This is a genomic window from Fodinicurvata halophila (assembly GCF_042651425.1).
Lineage (GTDB): Bacteria > Pseudomonadota > Alphaproteobacteria > Kiloniellales > DSM-21159 > Fodinicurvata > Fodinicurvata halophila.
In genome coordinates this window covers 60,131-85,745 of record NZ_JBHSCW010000010.1, presented here as the reverse complement: position 1 = coordinate 85,745, position 25,615 = coordinate 60,131, and the positions used below count along the sequence as shown (strand labels likewise).

Sequence of the window (25,615 nt, the reverse complement as noted above, 5' to 3'; positions counted from 1 at the left end):
ACCTCCCACCATGACAGAGGTGCCAGCAGACCTGCGCATCGCGCTCTGGGTCGTGAACCTGGGCCGGGCATCGTCCAGCCTCGAGGATTGGGGGGATCTGCTCGAACGGCAGGTCGTGACGGTGAAGGAGCAGGGTGCCGAACTTCTGGTCCTGCCGGAGTATGCCTGCGAACAATGGCTGTCCTTTGCGCCGCCGGGACTGCCGCCCACCGGGGAGATCGCCTGGATGGCCGAGCAGGCCCCATACGCCCGAGAGATTGCGGCCGAACTGGCGATACGTCACGGGATGGCCATTCTGCCCGGCAGTATGCCAGTACGGGATCCGCAGGCGGCGCACGGCGAAGTTCCCTTCGTCAATCGGGCCTGGCTCTGCCTGCCCGACGGGTCTGTCTTCCATCAGGACAAGCTCTGCCTGACGCCGGGCGAGCAGGACCCCGACGACTGGCAACTGTCGCCGGCCCGCAGGTTGACGCTCATCCACTGGCGCGGCCTGCGCCTGGTCATCCTGATCTGCCTGGACTGCGAGCTGCCGGACCTGGCCGCTCACGTCTCGGCCCTGCAGCCGGATCTGATCCTGGTGCCCTCCCAGACCAGCCGTCCCTCGGGCTATCACCGCGTCTTCCACTGCGCCCGGGCCAGGGCTGTCGAGTCCATGACCGCCGTCGCGGCCGTGGGCGTGATCGGCGCGGCGGCGACAGGCCGGCCGCGCGAGGGCTATCATGCCGGCGCGGCCCTCTTCCTGCCCTGCGAAAGCGCTCTGGGCAGCGACGGCAATGGTGGCTTCCTGCCAGCCCTGGACAGCTGCGACGACGAAGGCCCTGTTCTGAGCGTCGATATTCCGATAGAACGCCTGCGCACACTGCGCCGGGGCGGGGCCGAGGTCTGGCCCGGCCCCTGGTCGGCACGCCACATCGAGCTATCCGAGGAGACCGAGCCATTCTGACGATCTACAGCGACAGCCACCGCCTCCAGGACGGGCAATCCGAACTGGTCGACGGCCAGCTGAAGCCCTGTTACGAGATGCCGCGCCGTGCCGATCTGATCCTGGACCAGGTCAGGAGGCGCGCTCTGGGACCCGTAGAGGCTCCGCGCGAGTGGCCCCTGGAGGCTCTCACCCGGGCACACGACAGCGATTACGTGGATTTCCTGAAATCCGCCTGGACCGAGTGGTCCGCCGACGGGCGCAGCCACGATGCCCTGCCGCTGGCCTGGTCGATCCGCGGCCTGCGCGATGTGATCCCGCAGTCCATCATGGGCCGGCTGAGCTACTACTCCTTCGATGCCGGCACGCCGATCACCGCCGGCACCTGGCCCGCCGTCTACGGCTCGGCCTGCGTGGCACTCAGCGGCCAGGAGCGCCTGATCGGCGAAGGTCATCAGGCCGTGTTCGCGCTCTGCCGCCCGCCGGGCCACCACGCCGCCGCCGACTACTACGGCGGCTACTGTTTCCTCAACAACGCGGCCATCGCCGCGCAGGCGCTGCGCGACGGCGGCGCTGAGCGCGTGGCCGTCTTCGACGTGGACTACCACCACGGCAACGGCACCCAGGCAATCTTCTACGATCGCAGCGACGTTTTCTTTGCCTCCGTCCACGGCGACCCGCGCGAGAACTTTCCCTTCTTCCTGGGCTACGCCGACGAGATCGGGACCGGTCAGGGCGAGGGGTTCAACGCCAACTACCCACTGCCCTGGGGCAGCGGCTTCGACGCCTGGAGAGAGGCCTTCGAGCGGGCCCTGGCCCGTCTGGATGCCTTTGCGCCCGATGCAGTCGTCATCTCGCTCGGGGTGGACACCTTCAAGGATGACCCCATATCCGGCTTCAGGCTCGAAAGCGACGACTATTTCCATATCGGCCGGGCCCTGGCGGGCCTGAACCGTCCGACCCTGTTCGTCATGGAGGGCGGCTACGCCGTCGAGGAAATCGGCATCAACACCGTAAATCTGCTGACCGGCTTCGAGGAGGCCGCCTGAATGACCGTCCTGCCGCAACGCCTGCGCAACTACATCCCCATCAAGTCCCTGCGCCATCCACCCCCCTTGGTCGGCGTGATTCGTCTGCGCGGCATCATCGGTTCGGCCGGCCCGATGCGCAGCGGGATGACCCTGGAAAGCTTGGCTCCCACTCTGGAGAAGACCTTTTCTCTGAAGAGGCTGGAGGCGGTCGCCCTGATCATCAATTCGCCGGGCGGCTCGCCGGTGCAGTCCGCCTTGATTGCCCAGCGCATCCGCGACCTCTCTCGTGAAAAGAAGGTCCCGGTCCTGGCTTTCGTCGAGGATGTGGCTGCCTCCGGCGGCTACTGGCTGGCCTGTGCGGCCGAGCAGATCTACGTCAATGAGAGCTCCATCGTCGGCTCCATCGGTGTGGTCTCCCAGGGCTTCGGTTTCCCGGAGATGCTGCAGAAGATCGGCGTCGAACGCCGTGTGGAGACCGCCGGCAACAACAAGAATATGCTGGATCCCTTCGAACCGCGGAAGAGCGAAGACGTGGAACACCTGCGCGGCATCCTTGACGAGCTGCACGAGAGCTTCAAGGACGAGGTACGCCGTCAGAGGGTAGGGCGGCTCAAGGCCTCGGAAGACGAGCTGTTCACAGGCGCCTTCTGGACAGGCAAGCGTGCCGTGGGCCTTGGCCTGGTCGACGGCATTGCCGAAGCGCGTGGCGAACTGCGCAGGCGCTTCGGCGACAAGGTCCGCCTGCGCGGTCTCCAGCAGCAGGACTCCTGGCTGCGCCGGCGCCTGAAATCCCAGAGCGCCTTTCCGGACAGTGCCGAACTCGCCCATGGCCTGCTGGATGCGGCCGAGAGTCGTGCCCTGTGGAGCCGGTACGGGTTGTAGACTTCGCAAGCTGGGCACCGCGGGCACTTGCAACTGCCGCCACGACAGGCCATTTGCTTTTCATCCAGAATGACATAGTTCGATGTCCAGTGGCGTTAACGCCGCCTTTACCCTGCCAGCGACAGTTCTGGCCCGTAGCACTGATAAAGAGTAGCAAAGGAAGACAACGCGTATGGCTCGCATCCTGCTATTGGACGACGAGGAAGCCCTGTTGCGCCTGATGGCCGATGTTCTGGAGCACGAGGGTCACGACGTGATCACCTCCACCGATGGACGCCGCAGCGAGGAGCGCGATCTTATCATGACGCTGGACCTGGTGGTGACCGACCTGATGATGCCCAATTCAGACGGGCTCGAGGTCGTGCGCAACGTCCGCAGCGCCAATCCCGGCTTGAAGATTCTCGCCATCTCGGGCGGTGGCCGGGCCGTCAGCCAGAATTATCTGCCGGCCGCCCAGGCCTTGGGTGCGGATGACATCCTCCACAAGCCCTTCCGGCCCTCGGCCTTCCTGGAGAAGGTGAAGAGCCTTCTGGTGAAGTAGATGCCGCCGATCACACCCGGAAACTGTAGGGAAATCGAGAGCCGCCGGCAGTCGCCAGGCGTTTCATGACGCTGTCGCTCTGCAGGTAGACCACCTTGTCCAGCGCCTGCGTTCCCTCCAGGGAGTCATAGAATCGCCGGGCCTTGTGGTTGTGCCGATCCACCGTCCAGATCATGCGCGACCAGCCGCGTTCCAGCGCGATGGAGGCCAGCTCCACCATGAAGTCGCGGCCGATACCGCAGCGCCGTGCGTCTTCGACCAGATAGAGTTCCTTCAGGAACAGCGAAAGCTGGCAATCGCTGGTCCAGAAGACCGGTGCATAGATGGCATAGCCCAGGTCCCGTCCGTCCTGTTCGGCGATCAGGGCCTCGAAACCGGGATTGGCCCCGAGATAACGTTGCAGCCGTTCGATCAGCAGGTCTTCGGCCACCGGTGCCTTCTCTCCATAGAAGGCATAGGTTTCCTGGAGCAGGCGCGCCAGGCGCCCGACATCCTCGGCCTCGGCCGTCCGAATGACGTGATCAGCCAACCTGCCCTCGGTGGCGCAGCAGGTGGTCGGCCAGGACCAGGGCCATCATCGCCTCCCCCACCGGGACAGCGCGGATGCCCACGCAGGGATCGTGCCGGCCCTTGGTGACGATCTCCGTCTCCTGACCGAAGCGGTCCACGGTGCGCCGCGGCGAGAGGATCGAGGAGGTCGGCTTCACGGCGAAGCGCACGACGAGGTCCTGACCGGTGGACAGCCCGCCGAGGACGCCGCCGGCCCGGTTGGACAGGAAGGTGACCTCGTCGCCTTCCATGCGCATCTCGTCGGCGTTCTCCTCGCCGCTCAGTGCGGCCGCGGCAAAGCCCTCTCCGATTTCGACCCCCTTGACGGCGTTGATCGACATCATCGCCTTGGCCAGATCGGCATCCAGCTTGTCGTAGACCGGCTCACCCAGGCCGGCCGGCAGCCCCTGGGCCACCACTTCGACCACGGCCCCCAGAGAGGAACCGTTCTTGCGTGCCTCGTCCAGGCGTGCCGCCCAGACCTCGGCCATGGCGGCATCGGGTCCGAAGAAGGCGTTGCGGTCCACCTCGGCCCAGTCCCAGCGCAGGCGGTCGACGCTGTCCGTGCCCATCTGCACCAGGGCCCCGCGGATGGCGACCTGCTCGCTCCCCAGAAGATGGGCGATGACACGCCGCGCCACGGCGCCGGCGGCCACCCGCATGGCCGTCTCGCGCGCGCTGGATCGCCCGCCGCCCCGGTAATCGCGGATGCCATACTTCTGCCAATAGGTATAGTCGGCATGCCCCGGACGGAACTTGTCCTTGATGTCGCCGTAGTCCTTGGAGCGCTGGTCCTGGTTCTCGATGTGCAAGGCAATCGGCGTGCCCGTCGTCTCACCCTCGAACACACCGGAAAGGAGGCGCACCGTATCGCTTTCCTGGCGCTGGGTGGTATAGCGCGACTGGCCCGGCCGGCGCCGGTCGAGATAGGGCTGGATGTCTGCCTCTGACAGGGGAATGCGGGGCGGAACCCCGTCGATCACGCAGCCGATGGCAGAGCCATGGCTTTCCCCCCAGGTGGTAAAGCGAAAGGATTGCCCGAAGCTGTTTCCCGGCATCGCCCTACAGTCCCTGCCTGTGCCGAAGCCGTGTCATTCTTCGTGCTTGAAGCCTTCGAGCAGTTCGCGGATCTGCGGCGCTGCATCGACGGCCATCATGCCGACGGTGTGATAGCCGGAGTCCACATGGTGAACCTCTCCGGTCACGCCGGAGGAGAGATCCGAGAGCAGATAGAGCGCGGAGCTGCCCACCTGGTCCAGGGTCACATTGCGCCGCAGCGGTGAATTGTATTCGTTCCACTTGAGGATATAGCGGAAGTCCCCGATTCCCGACGCGGCCAGGGTGCGGATCGGACCGGCGGAGATCGCGTTGACACGTATGTTCTCGTTCCCCAGGTCGGCCGACATGTAACGCACGCTGGCCTCGAGCGCGGCTTTGGCGACACCCATGACGTTGTAGTGCGGCATGACCCGCTCCGCCCCGTAGTAGCTCAGAGTCAACAGGCTGCCGCCTTCGCGCATCATCGGTACGGCACGCTGGGCTACGGCGGTGAAGGAATAGCAGGAGATGTCCATGCAGCGCACGAAGTTGTCGCGCGTGGTGTTGAGATACAGCCCCTTGAGTTCGTCGCGATTGGCCCAGGCAATGGCATGAACGACGAAGTCCAGGCTCTCCCAGCTCTTGCCCAGCTCCTCGAAGGTGGCATCGATGGAGGCATCGTCGCTGACGTCGCAGGACATCACCAGGGAACTGCCGAGGGATTCGGCCAGCGGACGCACGCGTTTCTCCAGTGCATCGCCCTGATAGGTAAAGGCCAGTTCCGCGCCCTGGGCAGCCAGGGCCTGGGCAATTCCCCAGGCGATGGAACGGTCGTTGGCCACTCCCATGATCAGGCCGCGTTTGCCGGACATCAGCGTCGTCGTGTTGTTCATGCTTGATCTCGCTCTGCCGTCGACGACCCCGGCGTGAATGGCGGCCGTGACTGTAACCTCGGGATTCTGGAGGCGCATCCTACACCAATGACCCGGCACGTCAAAGGCGTCCACGGGCCCGTGAACAGTTTCTTTCCGCCGATTCGCGGCAGGCTTGTGAACGGCTTTCCTGGCCAAGCAGACCTTTCGTGCTAGTCTCTTGATTGATGACGAAAAAGACCGACACACAGCCTGCAGGAAGCGCGGCAACGGAGACGACAGTGCGGGCGCCACAGGGCCGTTTTCGGATTACGCTCCTGTGGCGTCGCCTCAGGCTGATCTCCCTGCGACAGCTCTATCTCTTCACCCGCTATCTCTTCCGGCGCTATGATCAGGACCGGTGCCTGCAGATGGCGGCCGGGCTCAGCTACAGCTCGCTGCTGGCGCTCGTGCCGTTGCTGGCCATCGCTCTTGGCCTACTGGCTGCCTTTCCCGCCTTCGACGAGGCCCGCGAGAGCCTGCGCGAAATGCTGTTCCAGGCGATCCCGCCCGATCAGGCGGCACGCGCCAACGAACACCTGGACTCCTTTCTCCGCAACGCGGCCAAGCTCACCGCACCGGGAATCGTCGGGCTGGCCGTGACGGCCCTGCTGCTGCTGTCCAACATCAACACCTCCATCAATACCATCTGGCGTGTCCGCCAGGAACGGCCGCTGGTCCTGCGCTTGCTCGTCTACTGGGCCCTGCTGACGCTGGGCCCTCTCCTGCTGGGGGCCTCGCTGTCCATCACCAGCTATGCCTTCGCCACGGTGCATGCCGCTGGTTCGCTGGAGGCCTTCTCCATGCCGCTCACGCGCATGCTGGCGATCCTGCTGGCCACCCTGGGTTGCGCCGTCTTCTTCATCGTGGTGCCCAATCGTCCGGTCAGCCTCCCGGCAGGGCTCGCTGGCGGCTTCCTGGCTGCGGTCCTGCTCGAGATCCTGAAGTATGGTTTCGGCCTCTATGTCGGTCAGGTTCCCTCCTACCAGGCCGTCTACGGGGCACTCTCGGCCCTGCCCATCTTCCTCATCTGGATGTATCTGGCCTGGGCCGTCATCCTGTTGGGGGCCCAACTGGCCGCCGCGCTTCCGGAGTGGCGCGCGGTCATCCAGCACGGCCACCTGCAGGAAGCGCCCCTGAACCGGCTCGTCCTGGCCCTGGCCCTGCTGGAACGTCTGCGCAGTGCCCATGGTCGGGGGCGCCCGCTGACGGAACGCATGCTTGCCGCCGGACTGCCCGCAACACCGGTGGAATCAGGAGAGGTGGTGGACCGCCTGCGCGAGTCCGGGTTGATCATCTCCACCTCCGGCGGAAGGCAGGTCCTGGGCCGGGATCTCTCCCAGGTCACACTCGGCCAGCTCGTGGACTACCTGGACCTGACCCCGAAGAACCAGGAGGACTGGCCCGCCCTGGTCCAGGACGCCCTTGCCGGCCTCTACAGGGAACTGGAAAACCCGCTTTCGCAGTCTCTGGACAGTCTGCTTGCGGGCAGGCAAACTTATGACAAGAAAGAAGAATCCGCGTCTGCGGAACAACAGCCTTCCTCGCTGCGCAGCCTGCGCTCCGGTGAATAGGCTTCGGGAGATTGGGAGCACGTCTGAATGAAATGGCCCTGCGCCTTGATGCTGTGCCTCGGCATGGCCCTCGCCCCGTTACAGCTTCAGGCGGAAACCAGAGAGTTGCGCATCGCAGCCATCGCATTCACCTCCAGCGCGCCTCTCTTCCTGGCCAAGGAGCTCGGCTATTACGAGGACGAGAACCTCGAGGTCACCTTCCAGTTCTTCGATGCCGCCCAGCCCATTGCCATCGCCGTCGCCAACCGCCAGGCCGAGATTGGGGCCACCGCCTTCACGGCCGGCTTCTACAATCTCGCCGCCAAGGATACGCTGCGCGTCATCGCCGCCCAGAGCCGGGAGGAGCCGGGCTACAGGTTCCTGGCCTATGTCGCTTCCGAGATTGCCTGGCAGCACGGCCTCCGTCGTCCCGAGGACCTGCCCGGCCACAGCTTCGGCATCACCCAGATCGGCTCAAGCTTTCACCTGATGGCAGGCTTGCTGGCCGAGGAGAAGGGCTTCGATATCGCCGAAATCGAACTGGTTCAGCTCGAGCGGGTCTCGCGCATGGTCGAGGCCATCCGACGCAACGACACAGATGCCACCATCCTGCCCTTCGCTCAGGCCCGCCGGCTGGAGAATGAGGGCAGTGCCCGGATCCTCGGCTGGGTCAGCGACGAGACCCCCTACCAGCTGGGCGGAATCTTTACCTCGCGCCACATGGCCGAACAGGAACGTGATACCCTGCGGCGTTTCCTCAGGGCCTATCAGCGCGCCGCCCAGGACTACGCGGAGGCCTTCCACGATAGTGGAGAGGGCGCCCTGTCACAGAAACAGAAGGAGCTGACGGCGCTGCTGCGGAACTACATCGAAGCCTCGCCGCAAGCGATCCGGGAAGGCGCGAGCTATATCGATCCGCAGGGACGCCTGGACGTGGCTTCGATCTACCGCCAAGTGGAATGGTACAAGCAGGAAGGTCTTGTGGACCCGGAAGCCGATCCCTCGGTCTTCCTCGACCTTTCCTTCATCGATGGACACTACAACCTTCCCGAGGAGCTTCAGCAGGGCAATCACGGCGACAAGACCGAGCATTAGAATGTTCGGGAATCCCGCGGGCTGGTACGGATCGGCTGGCAGGAAATCCTTGGACGCCCCTTCCGAAGAGACAACACCTCCGCTCGAGACACGAACCCCCTATTCCTCTGCAGGGCCTCGACTGAAACTGAGCAGAGCATGTACTGCTCACGACAGCCATGTCGCGTATTACTGACAGACATCGCATCGAGGGTAGAGTTGACAGGCCTTCATGAAACTGGGTGAATGCCATTGGAATAGTAGCAGCGCCTGGAGGGATGCGGTGGGCACGTTCGGCAGGCTTTCCTTTATCCTTGTCGCATTTTTTGCTCTGGCAGCCACCGCGTCGGCGCAGGACACAAGCCGCATCGTCACAACAGAGAACAGTGACTATTTCGGCTTCGACCTGCGGACGGAGCAGAACGTCTCGCTGGATGAATGCAAGCAAGTCTGTCTCAACGACCCGGAATGCCGGGCTTTCACCTACAACATCGGCCCCCGCTGGTGCTTCCTGAAATCGGATTTCGGCAGCTTGAAACCCTTCGACGGCGCGGTTGCCGGCAAGGTGGTGACGGCCGGTGCCGAACCGGACATCGGGGCACCGCCCGCGCTGCGTTTCGTGCCCGCTCACGTGCTCCGTGAAGCCGAACAGTACCGCGACACCTTGCTGGGCAAGGCCAGTGCAGGCAAGGCCGGCTTCGTGGCGCTCACCAGCGCCGCTGCCCGGGCGCTCGACGCGGGCGACGCACAAGGCGCCATGCGCGACTATACCGCCGCAATAGCGGTTGAGCCGGAGAATGCGACAGTCTGGACTGGCCTGGCCCGCGCGGCCATGGCGCTCGAGTCCACGGACAACGAAAGGGCCAACGCCCTGCAGCGCGCCGCCACCGGTGCGGCCGTGACCGCCTATCGCCTGTCGCGCAGCGCCCGCGGGCGGGCCGATGCGCTCGCCGCCCTTGCCGCCGCTCTGGAAAAGCGCAGCCTCTTCCGTCCCGCCCTCAGCGCCTATGAGGCAAGCCTTGCCCTTCAGTCCTCGCCCCAGGTGCAGGCACTCTACGCCAGTCTCAAGCGCCGCAAGGGCTTCCGCGTCGTCGACCACTCGGTGGATTCTGACAGTGCCACGCCACGCGTGTGCGTGCAGTTCTCCGAGACACTGGTGAGGAGCGACGTCGACTACGCGCAATATGTGACGGTGGACCGGGCGCGCGCCCCGGCCATCGATCTCGACGACAAGCAGCTTTGCGTGACCGGACTGAAGCACGGCGAGCAATACCGCATCACCATCCGCCAGGGCCTTCCCTCGGAAATCGGCGAGGTGATTGCCGAGCCCGTACCCCTCGAGATCTATATTCGCGACCGCTCCCCGGCACTGCGCTTTACCGGCGACAATTTCGTGCTGCCATCGACGGCCCGGCGGGGCATCCCTCTCGTCTCGGTCAATACCGACAGCGCACAGCTTTCCCTCCATCGCGTGGGCGAGCGCGCCCTGGCGCGGCTACTTTCCGAGTCAAAGTTCCTGCAGCAGCTCAACGGCTTCGAAATCGAAGAGGTCGCCGACAACATCGGTGCGCCGGTCTGGCAGGGCACCGTCGACATCGAGTCCGAACTGAATGAAAACGTCACCACCAGCCTTCCCATCGATGAAGCCCTGCCGGAGCGGGAGCCCGGCGTCTACATGCTAACCGCCCTTCCCGAAGGTGCTACCAGCAAGGTTTGGGAAAACAGGGCCACCCAGTGGTTCCTGATCTCCGACATCGGGCTGTCGACCTTTGCCGGCGCGGACGGGCTTTCGGTTTTCGCCCGCTCTCTCGCCACGGCCAAGCCGACCGAAGGACTCAAGCTCACGCTGCTTGCCCGCAACAACGAGGTGCTGGGCGAGGCGACGACGGATGCTGACGGCCACGCCCGCTTCTCGCCGGGGCTTACGCGGGGCAAAGCCGGTCTTGCACCTGCCGTGCTTCTGGCCGAAGGCGAAGAGGATTTCGTGTTTCTCGATATGACGCGCGCCGGCTTCGACCTGTCGGACCGGGGCGTGACCGGCCGTCCGGCGCCCGGCCCGCTCGATATCTTTGCCTGGACCGAGCGCGGCATCTACCGTGCCGGCGAAACCGTGCATGCGGCCGCTCTGGCCCGCGACGGCGCTGTCGAAGCCGCTGACGACCTGCCGCTCACCTTCATCTTCGAGCGTCCGGATGGGGTGGAAGATCGCCGCATCGTCTCTCAGGGAACCTCCCTCGGCGGCCACGCCATTGAGCTGGCGCTGCCGGAGAACGCCATGCGCGGCACCTGGAACCTGCGGGTGCACGCCGATCCCGGACAGCCGCCGATCACCGAGAAAATGTTTCTGGTGGAGGACTTCGTGCCGGACCGCACGGAGTTCGACCTGACGAGCGCCGATGATACCGTCCCCGTCGGCGGCTCGACCGAAATCGCCCTCGAAGGCCGTTATCTCTACGGCGCACCGGCGGCCGGCCTGTCCCTTGAAGGCGAAATGGCGATAAAGCCGACGCGGGAGTGGGCGCGCTTCCCCGGCTATGTTTTCGGTCTCGCGGACGAGGAGGGCGTAGAGGCCCTGCGCACGCCACTGGCCGGCCTGCCCGAAACCGACGCGGACGGCAAGGCCGTCTTCGACGTGTCCATCGACAGCGTGCCCTCCACCACCCGGCTTCTGACGGCCGAACTGCATGTACAAATGCGCGAAGCCAGCGGCCGCGCCGTCGAGCGTTCGCTCGACATCGGTGTTGAGCCACAAACCCCACTTATCGGTGTGAGGCCCGAGTTCACCGGCGGACAGGTGGAAGAAGGCGGCAAGGCGAATTTCCGCGTTATCGCCGCCGATCCCTCGGGTGAGCGTATCGCCATGCGGGGTCTGGAATGGTCGCTCTTCAAGGTTGAACGGCATTACCAGTGGTACCGCAACGGCAGTTCATGGAACTACGAACCGATCACCACCACCAGTCTGGTGCGCGAAGGCACGGTCAGCGCAGCAGCTGATTCCCAACCTCAGATCAGTGTCCCGGTTGACTGGGGCCGCTACCGTCTGGAGGTGCAGGACCCCGAGCCCGGCGGCCCCATGTCCAGCGTGGAGTTCGAGGCCGGCTGGTATGTCGAGGCAAGCTCGACTGAAACGCCGGACGGCCTGGAGGTCGCGCTCGACCGCGAGCACTACGAACCCGGCGATACGGCGCAACTGAAGATTTCGCCGCGCTTTGCCGGCGAGGCCCTGATCACACTCGGCGCCGAGAGCCTGCAGCACAGCATGAGAGTCAGCGTCCCGTCGGAGGGCACCACGGTCGACATCCCGGTGACCGAGGACCTGGGCGCCGGAACCTATGTGACGGCAACTCTCTTTCGGCCGGGCGAGACCACGGAGAACCGATTGCCCATGCGTGCCATCGGCGTGCGATGGCTGGAGGTGGATCCGGGTGAGCGGGAACTTTCGGTCGATCTCGACACTCCGGAGAAGACGCGGCCGAACGAACGATTGACGGTTCCCGTTTCCCTCGGGGACCTTGCCGCCAACGAGGAGGCCTATGTCACCCTCGCTGCAGTCGACGTGGGCATTCTCAATCTGACCCGCTACGAGCCCCCCGACCCCGCCGACTGGTATTTCGGCCAGCGCATGCTGGGACTCGAGATCCGCGACATCTTCGGCCGGCTGATCGACGGCTCCCTTGGGGCAACCGGCCGGCTGCGCACCGGCGGCGATGCCGGTGGCATGACTTCGCGCGGCAGTCCGCCGACCGAGGAGCTGGTGTCCTTCTTCTCCGACATCGTCCGCCTCGACGAGGAGGGCAGGGCCGAGATCGGCTTCGACATGCCGCAGTTCAACGGCACCGTGCGTGTCATGGCCGTCGCCTGGTCGAAGGGCGCCGTGGGGGCAGTGGCGAAGGACGTGATCGTTCGTGACCCCGTGGTGGTCACGACGAGCCAGCCCGGCTTCCTGGCACCCGGCGACGAGTCGCGGATGCTGATAGAGGTCGCCAATACCGACGGGCCTGCCGGCGACTACGCGCTCTCGGTCTCGGCCGACGGCGCGGCCACCGTCGACACAAGCTCCGCACCGGCAAGCCTCGCCCTCGCAGCCGACGGCAAGACGAGCCTTTCCCTGCCGCTTGTCGCGCAGGAGGCGGGCACGGTCCGGCTTGCCGTTTCGCTCGTCCACGAGTCGGGCCTAACGGTGGAGAAATCGGCCAGCCTTCCGGTCCGTCCCGGCGTCATGCCGGTCACCACGCGGCGGACGGTCACGCTCCCCGCCGATGGCGGCCGCCTCAGGATCGACGGCGGCCTGCTTGCCGATCGCTACAGCGAGGATGCCTCCGTCACGGTCAATGTCGCGCCGGATGAAGCATTCGATATCCCGAGCCTGCTTATGTCGCTCGACCGCTACCCCTATGGCTGCAGCGAGCAGGTCGCCAGCCGCGCGCTGCCGCTTCTCTATGTGAACGAACTGTCGAAGACGGCCGGCCTTGAGCCGGACCCGGATGCAAGGAAGCGCATCGAAAAGGCCATCGCGCAGGTGCTCTCCTACCAGTCATCGGCGGGCAGCTTCGGCCTGTGGGGACCGGGCGGGGGCGATCTCTGGCTCGATTCCTACGTTACCGAATTCCTGACGCGGGCGCGCGAACAGGGCTTTGCCGTGCCCGAACGCGCCATGGCTCAGGCGCTGCAGAACCTCTCGAACGCGCTCGCCTACGACACGGACGTCGAGTCCAACGGCGACAAGATCGCCTATGCGCTCTATGTGCTGGCGCGCAACCAAAAGGCCTCGGTCGGCGACCTGCGCTACTACGCCGATGCACGTCTCGACGCCTTCGCAAGTCCGCTCGCCCGTGCCCAGCTTGCCGCAGCGCTGGCGCTCTACGGCGATGTGCAGCGCGCCGAGGCGACGTTCCGCTCCGCCTTGCGCCAGGCACAATCGACAAAGAGCAATATGGCGCGCTCCGATTACGGCTCACGCCTCCGTGACGCTGCAGCGATGCTGGCACTTGCGGCCGAAAGCCGACCCCGGCCGCAGACGGTGCCGCAGATGGTGAACTTCGTCTCCGATCTGAGCAGCCGCACCCAGCACATGAGCACGCAGGACGAGGCCTGGATGCTCCTGGCCTCCCGGGCCCTGAGCGAAGCGAGCGGCGACATCGCGCTAACGGTGGATGGTGCTGCCCATGAAGGCGCCTTCGCACGGCGCCTTTCCGGGACCGAGATTACCGCAGATCCCTTTGCCATCACCAATGTCGGCACAGAACCGCAGGATGTGGCGCTGACCACCGTGGCCGCACCCCGCCAGCCTTTGCCGGCCGGCGGGGAGGGCTTCACCATCCAGCGCAGCTACTACCACCTCGACGGCACACAGGCGAATGTCTCGGAAGCTCTTCAGAACGAGCGCTATGTGGTGGTTCTGGAGATCACCGAGGCCAATTCCTGGCCCTCGCGCGTGCTCGTCTCCGACCTGCTGCCGGCCGGATTCGAGATCGACAATCCGCGTCTTGTCGACAGTGCCGAGCTCGACACTTTCCCATGGCTGGGCGAAACCGACGCGGTGCACACCGAGTTTCGCGACGACCGCTTCATTGCCGCGTTCGAACGTACCGGTGACGACCGCAACTACAGACTTGCCTATGTGGTGCGTGCCGTCACGCCAGGCATCTACACGCATCCTGCGGCAACCGTGGAAGACATGTACCGGCCGCAACTTTCCGCGCGAACGGCGACCGGCGTGCTGGAAATCTCGAGCGACTGATCATGGCCGGACGGCGCACAAGGCTTCCCCGGTGGGCGCGACGCGCCGCCATCGCCTTGACTACGGTCTTGGGGATTGCCGTCATCGGCATGGTCGTGCTCGACCGGCTCGACAAGAGCTACCCGCCGCCGCTCGGTGATGCCATCGCGTATTCGCCGGAGGTGGTGGATCGCCAGGGTACGCTCTTGCGCGCCTTTGCTGCACCCGACGGGCGCTGGCGGCTCGAGGCCGACATCGACACGCTCGACCCCCGGTTCCTCGAGATGCTGATCGCCTATGAGGACCGACGTTTCTGGTCGCATGCGGGGGTCGATCCTCTGGCACTCCTGCGCGCCGCCTGGCAGCTTGCCACAAACGGCCGCATCGTTTCGGGCGGCTCGACCCTGACCATGCAGCTCGCCCGCTTGCTCGAACCACGGGAGGAACGCAGCTTTGCCGCCAAGTTCCGTCAGATCGCCCGCGCCCTGCAGATCGAGCGGCGGCTTTCCAAGCGCGAGATCCTGAAGCGCTATCTGACGCTGGCGCCCTATGGCGGCAATCTGGAAGGCGTGCGCGCGGCAAGTCTCGCATGGTTCGGCAAGGAACCCCGGAGGCTGAGCCTTGCGGAAGCCGCGCTGCTCGTCGCCCTGCCGCAATCGCCCGAGGCGCGGCGGCCCGACAGGCACCCGGAAACGGCAAGGGCGGCACGCGACCGGGTTCTCACCCGCATGGCCGACGCCAGCGTGATCGCCAGGAGCGAGGTGTCACGCGCCGCGCGCGTTGCGGTCCAAGGCAGGCGTCGACAGATGCCGGCCTACGCCGCGCACCTGGCCGAATCGGTAAGGCAGTCCGCACCCGAAAGGCGCCGCCACAGCCTGCTGATCGATCGCGGCATCCAGGCCGGCCTGGAACGGGTGGCGCGCGAAACGGCACGAGGGCGGGGCCCGCGCGTCTCCATCGCCATGCTTCTGGCCGACGCCCGCAGCGGCGCGGTGCTGGCACGGGTCGGCTCGGCCGATTATTTCAACAGCGCCCGCGACGGCTGGATCGACATGAGCGTGGCGGAACGCTCGCCCGGCTCCACACTGAAGCCCTTCATCTATGGTCTCGCCTTCGAGGAGGGGCTGGTGATGCAGGAGACGATCATCGAGGACCGCCCCGGAAATTTTGCCGGCTACCGGCCGAAGAATTTCGACAGGGACTATCAAGGCGACGTGACGGTGCGCAAAGCGCTGCAGATGTCCCTCAACGTACCGGCGATCCGCATGCTCGATGCTGTCGGCCCGACTCGGCTCGTAGCACGGATGAAGCGTGCCGGCGTTCGCCCGAGCTTGCCGCCGGGGGCGGCGCCGGGACTGGCCATTGGCCTCGGCGGAGCGGGGCTGACGCTGGAAGGGCTGGTGCAGCTCTATGCCGGCCTCGCCAACCGCGGCAAGGTCGAGCCCCTGCGCTATCTCGAGGACTCCGAGCCCGCTGCGCATCCGGCGACCCTGCTCACCTCGCCGGCCACCTGGCAGATTGCCGACATGCTGTCAGGCGTCATTCCGCCCGAGGGCGCCCCGCAGCTCGGCATTGCCTACAAGACCGGCACCTCCTACGGATACCGCGACGCCTGGGCCGTCGGCTATGACGGTCGCCACGTGCTCGGCGTCTGGATAGGCCGCCCCGATGGCGGGTCCGTGCCGGGCCTGACAGGGTATCGCGCCGCGGCTCCCGTCCTGTTCGAGGCCTTCTCCCGCGCCGGGATCGGTTTGACGCCACTGCCGCGCCCACCGGCAGGCGCGGTCCGCCTTGCCGCTTCCGAATTGCCGTTCTCGCAACGCCGTTTTGCCTCCTCTGCCGGACAGGCGGCCACCGGAGCGCCGCCGGAGCCAGCACCGGAGATCGTTTTTCCGTCGGAAGGCACACATATCGATCTCGGTCTTGCGCAAGGAATGGCCACAACACCATTGGCGCTCAAAATCAACGGTGGTCGGGCCCCCTTCCGATGGCTGGCCAACGGCAAACCGCTGCCCAAGAGCTATCGCCGCCGCGTAGCCTCCTGGACCCCGGACGGGCGCGGCTCCTCCACGCTGACGGTGATCGACGCGGCCGGTCGCAGCGCCAGCGTGCAGATCGTACTGGAGTGAAAATGCCAAAAGGTGATGAGCCGGACATTCGTCCGGCATCCACGGAATATCCGGCCAATAGGGAGCGGGCCGCTACAGACGCGCTGCGACGCCCTTGCCTATCCGCTCACCTCTGTTGCTTCTTATGACGTTCGGCTTTCCTGTGCGATGAAGGCAACGAACCCCTCCATGAAATCCTGCAGTCGCCCGCGCAGGGCCTCATCCGTCAGGGTGCCCTCCTCGTCGAAGACGGAGCCGGCGCGCGAGACCATCAGGCGTCCCTCGAACCAGGGCCGCATGCTGAGCGTGCGCAACACCGGCAGCCAGTGGCTCTGGGCCAGGATGGACCCGAAGCCGCCCGGCGAGGCACCCATGAGCGCGACCGGCCGCCCCTTGAAGACCTTCGATATATCGGCCGGAGGCCGCGACATCCAGTCGATGGCGTTCTTGAACGCGCCGGGAATGCCGTTGTTGTATTCGGGCGTGACCAGCAGCAGTCCATCCGCCGCCATCACGCGGTCCTTGAGCTGCTGCACCTCGGCGGGCACGCCTTCACGCTCTTCCAGGTCGCCGTCATACAGCGGCACGCCTTCGATCGTGGCGACATCGACCTCGACGCCCTGGGGTGCGGCCGCCGCGGCCGCCCGCAGCAGGGCCGTGTTGTAGGAGTTCTTCCGGAGGCTTCCGGACAGTCCGAGAATCTTTGTCATTGGTCACTCCTTGAGTCAGCTCTTGCCGCCTTGCTTCGCGGCGTGATCAACGGTTCGGGACGGGGGGCCACATGCAGTTTGTCGCCGCCCGCCTGCATGCCACCCTGCACCTGGGCTTCCAGCCGTTCGGCATCGCGCTGACGAATATCGGCCGTCACCTCGCCGACGTCGAGAGCGGTCATGCTGAGCGCACGCAGGCCGGCGCCTCCGAAGGCCAGGGCGGACTCGAAGGTCTCGCGCATCTCGAAGTCCACCCCCGCCTTGCGCAGGGTGATCGCATGGCCGCGGTCATAGGATCGCACGAGCAGGCGGCAGGCGGGAAACTCCTGTCTCACCAGTTCGACGATGCGATCCGCCGCCCTGCGATCGTCGACGCAGACCATGACGATGTCTGCGGTATCGGCACCCGACTGGCGCAGTATATCAAGGCGACTTCCGTCCCCGTAATAGACCGTGAACCCGAACTTCCTGGCCTCGCGAATGCGATCCGGATCGTTGTCGATCAGCGAGACGTTCACGCTCTGAGCCAGCAGCAGCTGCGAGGCGATCTGCCCGAAGCGCCCGAAGCCGATCATCAGGATCCGGCCCTTGAGCCCCTCCGGTGCCTCGACGCCGTCCGTGGAAACGGCATCGCCCTTCAGCCAGCGGTCCGCCGCCAGCAGGACAAGCGGCGTGAAGGCCATCGAGAGAATGATGACGCTGGAAAAGACCGCATTCTCGCTGGCACCGATAACGCCCTCGCTGGCGGCCGCGGAATACAGAACGAAGGCGAATTCACCGCCCTGTGCGAACAGCGCAACCCGGCGCAGACCCTGCCGATTGGTGGCACCGAAGACCCGGGCAACGCCGTAGATGCCGACGGCCTTCACCACGACAAAGAGGACGAGCAGCGCCAGGATCATGCGCCATTCGGAAACCACCAGCCCAAGGTCGAGGGACATGCCCACAGCCAGGAAGAAAAGCCCCATCAGCAGGCCCTTGAAGGGCTCGATATCCGCCTGGATCTGATGGCGGTAACTGGAGCCCGAAAGCATGACGCCGGCCAGGAAGGCGCCCATGGCCATGGACAGCCCGCTCACCTCCATCAACAGGGCCGCGCCCAGCACGACGAGCAGGGCACCCGCCGTCAGCACCTCCGTGGTGCGCGCCCGGGCCAGCAGGGCAAAGAAGGGGTCGAGCAGCCAGTGTCCGGCTGCGATCACTAGGGCGAGGGCGCCAACGGCAACAAGAATCGAGACGGCATCGATGCCGTTCGCCTCGCCGCCGGCAGACAGTGCCCCAAGGAAGGCGACGATCGCCAGCAGGGGCACGATCATGAGATCCTCCAGCAACAGGATCGACACCCCCTGCTGGCCCTGGCGACTGGCCAGCTCTCCCCGCTCCTGCAGGACGGACATGATCACGGCGGTCGAGGAGAGAACGAAGCCCGCGCCGGCGATGAAGGCGATCACCGGCGGCAGGCCAAGGACCATCCCCGCCCCGGTGAGCAGGGCCGTACACACCACGACCTGGGCCAGGCCGAGGCCGAAGATCTGCGCGCGCAGGGCCCAAAGCTTGTGCGGGCGCATCTCGAGTCCGATCAGGAACAGGAACATCACCACGCCCAGCTCGGAGATATGCAGGATGGTGTCGGGGTGCGTGAAGATGCCCAGGATCGAGGGGCCGACCAGCAGCCCGCCGGCGAAGTAGCCCAGGACCGATCCCAGGCCCAGTTTTCGGAACAGCGGTACGGCGATCACGGCGGAGCCGAGCAGAACCACCGCGGGTCCGATTGTTTGCGCAATGCCGGCGTCCGCCATGTCCCCTGCCCCTTTCTCGTGCTTCGCGGCCGTGCCTTTGCACCTCACTTCGAACCGCATCATGCCATTCTTCGCCCGTGGACGGGAACGGCAAGTGATTTTCCTGGGGCCCCGCAGGGATCTTCGGTAAGGGGCGGAACACCCTGTCGTGGCGCGCGTGAAGACGTACACACCCGGAGCGGCCAGGAACAGGGCTCAGCCCCTGTCCGGCTTCGCCGCGATCAGGACTTGCCGGGCACGCGGGCCAGGCAATCCTCCAGCTCCCGCCGCAGGGAGGGCGGCAGGCGCTCAACGGCCAGCCCGATATCCTCCAGCACCTCGCGCATGCCGTAGAGCTGGTCGAGGAGATTGAGAATCACCGGAACCGCCTCGTCATTGACGGCCATGTCGCGCTTGAGTTCGACGATCAGCTTCACGCGCGCCGCATCGGCCTCGTCGAAGTAGTAGGTGTCCTCTCGAACTTCGGCCAGCACCCAGTTTTCCGACACGTAGCTACGCACCTCGGTTTCACTGATCTCCAGCCCGGCGGCACGAGTCTGCTCGACGATGTCCTGCAAGGTCAAAGGCACGGCGTCACCTCCTTGCATTCGGCCCTCCTACACCAGTCCGGCCTTGGCCCGGGGATTGTAGGAATGCTTTTTCGACCATTCGGAAATGAAGTCCTTCAGTTCGGAATCCGGCTTCTCCGGTAGCATGACCTTCAGCTTCACGTACTGGTCGCCACGCTGCCCGCCGCGCCGGGCCGGCATGCCCTTGCCCTTCAGGCGCAGCGTGGAGCCGCTGTTGGATCCCGGCGGGATCTTCATGGTCACCTTCCCTTCCACGGTCGGCACCGGGATACTTGCTCCCAGCACCGCCTCCGAAAGACTGACGGGCAAATCCAGATGTATGTCGCTGCCATGGCGCTCGAAATGGGGATGCGGCTGCACCTGGATCTCGATATAGGCATCGCCGGCCGGCGCACCCCCCATGCCGCCAAGGCCCTGCCCCTTCAGGCGCAGCGTCTGGCCATCCTCCGTGCCGGGCGGGATATTGACGTCCAGTGTCCGCCCCTCTCCCAGCTGGATGCGCTTGCGCGCGCCGTTGACGGCCTCCAGGAATCCCACCGACAGGCGATAGGAGATATCGGTGCCGCGCTGACGGAAGGTGCGCCCCTTCTCCTTGCGCGAAAAGCCGCGCCCGAAGAGGTCTGAGAAGATATCCCCCAGGTCGGCCTCGTCGCCGAAGTCGAAATGGCTGTACTTGCCGCCGCCCTGGCTGGCGGAGCTCCTGTAGAAGCCGCCGCGGGCGGTCTCGTTTCCGCTGGCGTCGATCTCTCCGGCGTCATAGCGCTTGCGCTTCTCGGGATCGGAGAGAATCGCGTAGGCCTGGCTGACGTCCTTGAACTGCTGTTCCGTCTTGCTGTCACCCGGATTCAGGTCCGGATGCAGCTTCTTGGCAAGCTTTCTGTAGGCGCTTTTTATTTCTTCGCTGCTGGCGCCGCGCTTCAGCCCCAGAACGCTGTAAAGATCTTTCATGGACTACCGCTGACTGTCTGTCTGACATTATACCCCCACGGACCCGCCATGCAGGTCTTGCGACTGCACAACGGGCCCGTTGCAGGATATAGGCAGCGTCGTCGCGTATTGCTACTGCTGGATGCGCCAGGTTCCGTCCTGTTGGCGGCAGGCGATGCCCGTGGCCGTTTCCGTCTGGCCGTCTATGGTCACGGTTTCCCTGAACTCGCGGCAATAACGCCCATCGTCCGTGCGACCATCCCGCACGGGCGTATAGCTGCCGTAGTTGCCGCTGTTCGGATTGTTCCAGGTGATCTGCTCACCCATCGGCGCCTGCGCGGCCTGCTGCTGGGCTTGTGCAGCACGCTGGCGATCGGCTTCGTCCAGGGACTTGCCGATCTCGCTGCCGGCGATCAGGCCGATGACAGCACCCAGGCCTGTCGCGAATGCGCGCGTGCTGGAGGAACTGTCCTTGGCAATCTGCGAGCCGGCCAAGCCACCCAACGCAGCACCACCCAGGCCACCAACGGTCTGCTTGGTGCCCGGGCCCTGCCCTTGCTGGCAGCCTGCCACCACCAGGGCGGCTGCCATGGCCAATGCGCAGAGAAGCTTCTTGTACATCATCTTTCCCCTTGTTCCAAAATCTACCTGACGCAAGTACATCGTGAATGCATAAGGCCATCTCAAGGCAAGATTTAGGCATGAGGATGGCCTTGTTCTATCTTGCGGATATTGTAGGTTTTTCACGCGTGCCTGTGTTGTGAGAGTTTTCAGGCTCGCATGTGCCTTCGTCGCTTTCGCCGCGACCCCTTGCAGGACGAGATGCAACCGGTATGACAGAGCCTTCACTTGACGCGTCCGGCCAGGACCCATTCGCGCTCTTCGGGCGCTGGATGGAGGCCGCCGAGGACAAGGAACCCAACGATCCCAATGCCATGTGCCTCGCCACGGTGGGTGCGGACGGCATGCCATCGGCGCGCATGGTCCTGCTCAAGGACTTCGATTCCCAAGGCTTTGTCTTCTATACCAACTATGAAAGCCGCAAGGGCGAACAGCTGCTGCAGACTCCCAAGGCGGCCCTGCTGTTCCACTGGAAATCCCTGCGTCGCCAGGTGCGCATCGAAGGCGATGTCGAACAGGTTCCGGCCGAGGAAGCCGATGCCTATTTCGCCAGCCGGCCGCGCCAGAGCCAGATCGGCGCCTGGGCCTCGGACCAGTCGCGCCCGCTGGAAAGCCGCTACGCCCTGGAAAAACGCGTGGCGGCCATGACCGCCAAGTATGCCGTGGGCAAGGTGCCGCGACCGCCTCACTGGTCTGGCTTCCGCGTTGTGCCGCAACGGATCGAGTTCTGGGAGGAAGGCGCCTTCCGCCTGCACACCCGGATCGTCTATCATCGCGAGGGCGAGAGCTGGACCACGGAGCGCCTCTACCCCTGATCCGGCGTCGCACAGGATCCCACCTCACGGAGAGCAGGAGGCGATGATCGCACCGCAACGCAAGGCCCGGCTGATGCGCTGGGCCACCTATGCCTCGGTTGCCACGGCGTTCGGCCTGATCCTGCTCAAGATCGTGGCCTGGCAGGTCACCGATTCCGTGGCGCTGCTCTCCAGCCTTGTGGATTCCCTGCTGGACGCGGCCGCCTCGGTCATGACCCTGCTGGCCGTCCGCCAGTCGCTGATCCCGGCGGATGCCGATCATCGTTTCGGTCACGGCAAGATCGAATCCCTCTCGGCCCTGGCCCAGGCCGGGTTGGTCACCGGCTCGGCCCTCTTCCTCATCGCGGAGGCCGTGAGCCGGTTGGTGACGCCCCAGGCCCCCGAACACGGAGTCTGGGGTATCTCCGTTATGCTGGTCTCGATCATTGTCACTCTCGGTCTGACGAGCTTCCAGCGTCAGGTGGTGCGCCAGACCGGCTCGATCGCCATCGGCGCCGATGCCCTGCACTACCTCAGCGATCTGCTGATGAACGCTGCCGTCATCCTGGCGCTCGTGCTTGCCATCTATCTCGGCTGGACGCTCGCGGACCCGATCATCGCGCTCGGTATCGCCGCGATCCTGCTGCGCAGCGCCTGGAAGATCGCGCGCTCGGCCCTGGACATCCTGATGGACCGCGAACTGCCCGACAGCGAACGCGAGCGGATCCTCGAGTTGGTACGCGGCCACTCCGACGTGCTGGGCGTCCATGATCTGAAAACCCGAAGTTCGGGCCAGCAGACCTTCATCCAGCTGCACCTGGAAATCGACGGTTCCATGACCCTCTACCGGGCCCATGCCATTGCCGACACCATCGAGGCCGAGCTACAGACGCTGTTTCCCGGCGCGGAGGTGCTGATACACCAGGATCCGCATATCCTCTCCGAGGAAGGGCCCATCTACGAGTGATGGTGATTCAGCCGATTTGGCCAGGAGCCCAACCTGCGCCGAAGTGGCGCAGATGCATCTGGATTTTCGTTCCCAGCCCGGCATGTACTTCATATATAATGCCAGAGAACACAAACAGTTGCAGGCGAGGTTAGGATCATGTCCATCGCAGCCATCCTTGCCGTCGCGGACGGCAGCGAGAACACCGCCGACGTCCTGAAGGCCGCCTTCCGGCTGGGACGCCAGCACGACGCCTATGTTGAAGTCCTCCATATCGAGGCCGATCCCTACTCCAGCATCCCACTGCTGGGTGAAGGCATGTCGGGCGCCATGGTGGACCAGATGATGAACGACATACGTGAGCGGAACCGCGAGTATCGCGAGACGGCACACGCTTACTTCGAAGCCCAGTGCCGGGAAGCCGGCGTGGAGCCGAAGGAGGCAAGGGAGCTGGCCGGCATGCGCGGGTTCAATGCCGGCTGGAAAAGCGTGGAGGGCAACGAGGACGACGTCCTGTCGCGCCACGCCCTGCTCTTCGACATGGTCTTCATGGGTCGCCCCTCGGAGGACCGTGACTCGGCCTATACCCCGGCGCTGGAGGCCGTTCTGTTCAGCGCGGGCCGGCCGATCCTGCTGCTCCCCCCCGGCACCAGCGACTCCTTCGGACGGCATGTGGTCGTCGCCTGGGACGGCGGTGGACAATCGGCCAAAGCGGCGCGGAACGCCCTGCCGTTCCTCAGGATGGCCGAGCAGGTCACGGTGATCAGCCTGGTCCGCAAGGAGGACGAGGAGACAGACCCTCAGGACCTGGTCTTCTACCTGCAGCGCCATGGCATACGTGCCGAGGCCCGGCGCACCGAGATCCTCTCCTCAGCCGGGGAAAGCCTGCTGGCGGAAACCAGCGAGGTCCATGGCGAGATGCTGGTGATGGGGGCCTACGGGCACAGCCGGTTGCGTGAATTCCTGCTGGGCGGAGCCACGCAAACGGTCTTGAACAGCGCGGCGCTTCCTGTCTTCATGGCTCACTGACCTCTCCGGCAGGACCTCCAGGATCTGCCGGTTCCCGCAGCCGTGAAGGACAGCACCGCCATGTCGTCACAGACGCCGCCTGAGACGGCGGAGCCCCAGGAACGCAAGACCATTCTGCTGACCGGCGCCAGCCGGGGGATCGGGCATGCCACCGTCCAGCGCTTCTCGAAGGAAGGCTGGCGCGTGATCACCTGTTCGCGCGAGGGCATCCCGCCGGAATGCCGCTACGATCCCAACTGGACCCACCATGTCACGGCCGATATCGGCGATCCCGAGGGCGTCCAGGAGTTCATTGCGAAAGGCAACGAAATTCTGGGCGATATTCCGCTCAACGCCATGGTCAACAACGCCGCCGTCTCGCCCAAGACTCCCTTCAAGGAGCGGCTGGGCTGCCTGAACGGCGACATTGCCGGCTGGCGCGAGGTCTTCGAGTTGAACTTCTTCGCACCGCTGGCACTGGCGCGCGGCTTCGCGGTCCCGCTGCGCAAAGGCCAGGGCGCCATCGTCAACATCACCTCCATCGCCGGACACGCCATTCACCCCTTCGCCGGTTCGGCCTACTCCACCTCGAAAGCCGCCCTCTCGGCGCTCACGCGCGAAATGGCGGTGGAGTTCGCCGAGCTGGGCGTACGCGTCAACGCCGTGGCCCCCGGCGAGATCGAGACCTCAATGGTCGGTCCGGAGTACGAGGCCCTGATCCCGCGCATTCCCATGCAGCGCATGGGCACGCCCGAGGAAGTGGCCGGCGCGGTGTTCCAGCTGTGCAGCAGCGATTTCGGGTATGTCACCGGCAGTGAGGTCTTCGTCACCGGCGGCCAGCACCTTTACTGACGTTCGGCGCCCCCTTCTTCGAGGGCTGTTGCATCCTGCTCCTGGCGGGCATAGCGCTGGGCCAGGACGGCGCCCAGCATGATCTGAAGCTGGTTGTAGATCATGACCGGCAGCACGATCATGCCCAGCGCCGGCGATCCGGCGAACATCACCTGCGCCAGAGGCAGGCCCGTGGCCAGGCTCTTCTTGGAGCCGCAGAAGACCGCCGTGACCTCTTCGGCACGGGCGAAGCCCAGCAGGCGCGCTCCGTAGAGGGTGAACAGCACGGCAATGCCCAGCAGCAGCAAACAGAGCAGCAGCGCGAGGGCAATACCGTGCAACGGCAGGCGACTCCAAAGTCCCTGGGTCACCGATTGCGAGAAAGCCGTGTAGATAATGATCAGGATCACCAGCTTGTCATAGCGTCCCAACAGGGGCTTTCGGCGATTCAGTGCGCCTCCGATCCAGGGATGGAGCAGCTGGCCGACCAGAAAGGGCAGCAAAAGCCCGATGAAGATGTCCTTCAGGGACTCGACAAGATCGATCCCGCCTACGGCCGTGGTACTGAGCAGCAGAGCTGCCAGGAATGGCGTCAGCATCAGGCCGAAGACGTTCGAGCCAGCCGTGCTGCAGATCGCCGCCGGAACGTTTCCCCGCGCGACAGCGGTCAAGGCAATCGACGAGGAAATCGCCGACGGCAGGGCGCCCATGTAGAGAAAGCCTGTCAGCAGATCCTCGGGCAGCAGGCTCTGGGGCAACAGGCCGAGTGGCAGCACCAGAAGCGGAAAGACCAGGAAGGTCGTCGCCAGGATGAAGAGGTGCAGGCGCCACTGGGTCAGGCCGTCCAGCAGGGCGCTGCGCGAGAGCACGGCGCCGTGCAGGAAGAACAGCAGGGCCACCACCAGGGAACTCAGCAGCGCGAAGAGGTCGGCCACCCGTCCCTCGGCCGGCAGGACGCTGGCCAGCACCAGGACGCCGGTCATCAGCGCCAGGAAGGGATCGCGCAGGAACTTCAATCGGCAGACTCCGGGTGGGCGGGCAGAACGGCAGATCAACCGCTTATAGCACTACCGCCCCCTCGC

At 65.2% G+C, this 25,615-nt stretch carries 21 protein-coding genes; 12 read left to right on the top strand and 9 right to left on the bottom strand.

Translation table 11 applies throughout. From position 1 onward, the window contains the following. Positions 1 to 10 precede the first annotated feature (10 nt). From ACFOW6_RS15535 to ACFOW6_RS15520, 4 genes are all read left to right on the top strand, one after another. Positions 11 to 943 (top strand): nitrilase-related carbon-nitrogen hydrolase, encoded by a 933-nt coding sequence (locus ACFOW6_RS15535; protein WP_382423341.1) that lies wholly within the window; start codon positions 11 to 13, stop codon positions 941 to 943. A gap of 77 nt (positions 944 to 1,020) precedes the next feature. Continuing rightward, positions 1,021 to 1,971: a histone deacetylase family protein gene (locus tag ACFOW6_RS15530; RefSeq protein WP_382423340.1), complete on the top strand. Its 951-nt coding sequence runs from the start codon at positions 1,021 to 1,023 to the stop codon at positions 1,969 to 1,971. Beyond that, complete coding sequence (locus tag ACFOW6_RS15525) at positions 1,972 to 2,835, top strand: S49 family peptidase (RefSeq protein ID WP_382423339.1); 864 nt, start codon at positions 1,972 to 1,974, stop codon at positions 2,833 to 2,835. 172 nt (positions 2,836 to 3,007) lie between these two features. Further along, positions 3,008 to 3,376 (top strand): response regulator transcription factor, encoded by a 369-nt coding sequence (locus ACFOW6_RS15520; RefSeq protein ID WP_382423338.1) that lies wholly within the window; start codon positions 3,008 to 3,010, stop codon positions 3,374 to 3,376. A gap of 10 nt (positions 3,377 to 3,386) precedes the next feature. Here ACFOW6_RS15520 and ACFOW6_RS15515 read toward each other — a convergent pair whose 3' ends face one another. From ACFOW6_RS15515 to fabI, 3 genes are read right to left on the bottom strand one after another with little or no spacing between them, the layout of a single operon-like run. Beyond that, the gene (locus ACFOW6_RS15515) at positions 3,387 to 3,905 is read right to left on the bottom strand and encodes a GNAT family N-acetyltransferase (RefSeq protein ID WP_382423337.1); all 519 of its coding nucleotides are present in this window, start codon (positions 3,903 to 3,905) and stop codon (positions 3,387 to 3,389) included. Continuing rightward, positions 3,898 to 4,983, bottom strand: a complete 1,086-nt coding sequence (gene aroC, locus ACFOW6_RS15510) for a chorismate synthase (protein ID WP_382423336.1) — start codon at positions 4,981 to 4,983, stop codon at positions 3,898 to 3,900. Before aroC ends, ACFOW6_RS15515 begins: the two co-directional genes overlap by 8 nt. A 33-nt stretch (positions 4,984 to 5,016) precedes the next feature. Beyond that, positions 5,017 to 5,856, bottom strand: a complete 840-nt coding sequence (gene fabI / locus ACFOW6_RS15505; protein WP_382423335.1) for an enoyl-ACP reductase FabI — start codon at positions 5,854 to 5,856, stop codon at positions 5,017 to 5,019. Positions 5,857 to 6,116: 260 nt separating this feature from the next. Here fabI and ACFOW6_RS15500 point away from each other — a divergent pair, with 260 nt between their 5' ends. The 4 genes from ACFOW6_RS15500 (at position 6,117) to pbpC (ending at position 16,349) form a co-directional block, all read left to right on the top strand. Beyond that, the gene (locus tag ACFOW6_RS15500; protein WP_382423334.1) at positions 6,117 to 7,448 is read left to right on the top strand and encodes a YihY family inner membrane protein; all 1,332 of its coding nucleotides are present in this window, start codon (positions 6,117 to 6,119) and stop codon (positions 7,446 to 7,448) included. 27 nt (positions 7,449 to 7,475) lie between these two features. Continuing rightward, positions 7,476 to 8,522 (top strand): ABC transporter substrate-binding protein, encoded by a 1,047-nt coding sequence (locus ACFOW6_RS15495; RefSeq protein ID WP_382423333.1) that lies wholly within the window; start codon positions 7,476 to 7,478, stop codon positions 8,520 to 8,522. 211 nt (positions 8,523 to 8,733) lie between these two features. Beyond that, a complete protein-coding gene (locus ACFOW6_RS15490) occupies positions 8,734 to 14,241 on the top strand; it encodes an MG2 domain-containing protein (protein WP_382423332.1) in 5,508 nt (1,835 codons plus the stop codon). A 56-nt stretch (positions 14,242 to 14,297) separates the two neighbouring features. Further along, positions 14,298 to 16,349: a penicillin-binding protein 1C gene (gene pbpC, locus ACFOW6_RS15485; RefSeq protein WP_382423331.1), complete on the top strand. Its 2,052-nt coding sequence runs from the start codon at positions 14,298 to 14,300 to the stop codon at positions 16,347 to 16,349. Between the two features lie 122 nt (positions 16,350 to 16,471). Here the strand turns inward: pbpC and ACFOW6_RS15480 are convergent, their stop codons facing one another. From ACFOW6_RS15480 to ACFOW6_RS15460, 5 genes are all read right to left on the bottom strand, one after another. After that, on the bottom strand, positions 16,472 to 17,038 hold the full coding sequence (locus ACFOW6_RS15480) for an NADPH-dependent FMN reductase (RefSeq protein ID WP_382423330.1): 567 nt from the start codon (positions 17,036 to 17,038) through the stop codon (positions 16,472 to 16,474). Further along, positions 17,035 to 18,837 (bottom strand): monovalent cation:proton antiporter-2 (CPA2) family protein, encoded by a 1,803-nt coding sequence (locus ACFOW6_RS15475; protein WP_382423329.1) that lies wholly within the window; start codon positions 18,835 to 18,837, stop codon positions 17,035 to 17,037. Before ACFOW6_RS15475 ends, ACFOW6_RS15480 begins: the two co-directional genes overlap by 4 nt. A gap of 221 nt (positions 18,838 to 19,058) precedes the next feature. Continuing rightward, positions 19,059 to 19,424 (bottom strand): chaperone modulator CbpM, encoded by a 366-nt coding sequence (locus ACFOW6_RS15470; protein WP_382423328.1) that lies wholly within the window; start codon positions 19,422 to 19,424, stop codon positions 19,059 to 19,061. Between the two features lie 9 nt (positions 19,425 to 19,433). Beyond that, entirely contained in the window at positions 19,434 to 20,354 is a 921-nt protein-coding gene (locus ACFOW6_RS15465) for a DnaJ C-terminal domain-containing protein (protein ID WP_382423327.1), read from the bottom strand. Between the two features lie 111 nt (positions 20,355 to 20,465). Next, a complete protein-coding gene (locus ACFOW6_RS15460; RefSeq protein ID WP_382423326.1) occupies positions 20,466 to 20,957 on the bottom strand; it encodes an RT0821/Lpp0805 family surface protein in 492 nt (163 codons plus the stop codon). A gap of 209 nt (positions 20,958 to 21,166) precedes the next feature. Here ACFOW6_RS15460 and pdxH point away from each other — a divergent pair, with 209 nt between their 5' ends. The 4 genes from pdxH to ACFOW6_RS15440 all read left to right on the top strand — a co-directional run bounded on the left by pdxH (position 21,167) and on the right by ACFOW6_RS15440 (position 24,554). Further along, positions 21,167 to 21,769 carry a pyridoxamine 5'-phosphate oxidase gene (gene pdxH, locus ACFOW6_RS15455; protein WP_382423325.1) on the top strand — a complete coding sequence of 201 codons (603 nt, stop codon included), beginning with the start codon at positions 21,167 to 21,169 and terminating at the stop codon, positions 21,767 to 21,769. 43 nt (positions 21,770 to 21,812) lie between these two features. Further along, positions 21,813 to 22,715, top strand: a complete 903-nt coding sequence (locus ACFOW6_RS15450; RefSeq protein ID WP_382423324.1) for a cation diffusion facilitator family transporter — start codon at positions 21,813 to 21,815, stop codon at positions 22,713 to 22,715. A 138-nt stretch (positions 22,716 to 22,853) separates the two neighbouring features. Further along, positions 22,854 to 23,723: a universal stress protein gene (locus ACFOW6_RS15445; protein WP_382423323.1), complete on the top strand. Its 870-nt coding sequence runs from the start codon at positions 22,854 to 22,856 to the stop codon at positions 23,721 to 23,723. Between the two features lie 60 nt (positions 23,724 to 23,783). Then, the gene (locus ACFOW6_RS15440) at positions 23,784 to 24,554 is read left to right on the top strand and encodes an SDR family NAD(P)-dependent oxidoreductase (RefSeq protein ID WP_382423322.1); all 771 of its coding nucleotides are present in this window, start codon (positions 23,784 to 23,786) and stop codon (positions 24,552 to 24,554) included. On the opposite strand, the gene ACFOW6_RS15435 is transcribed toward ACFOW6_RS15440, so the two are convergent. Next, the gene (locus tag ACFOW6_RS15435) at positions 24,548 to 25,549 is read right to left on the bottom strand and encodes a bile acid:sodium symporter family protein (protein WP_382423321.1); all 1,002 of its coding nucleotides are present in this window, start codon (positions 25,547 to 25,549) and stop codon (positions 24,548 to 24,550) included. The two genes, ACFOW6_RS15440 and ACFOW6_RS15435, sit on opposite strands and share 7 nt — an antisense overlap. Positions 25,550 to 25,615: the final 66 nt, after the last annotated feature.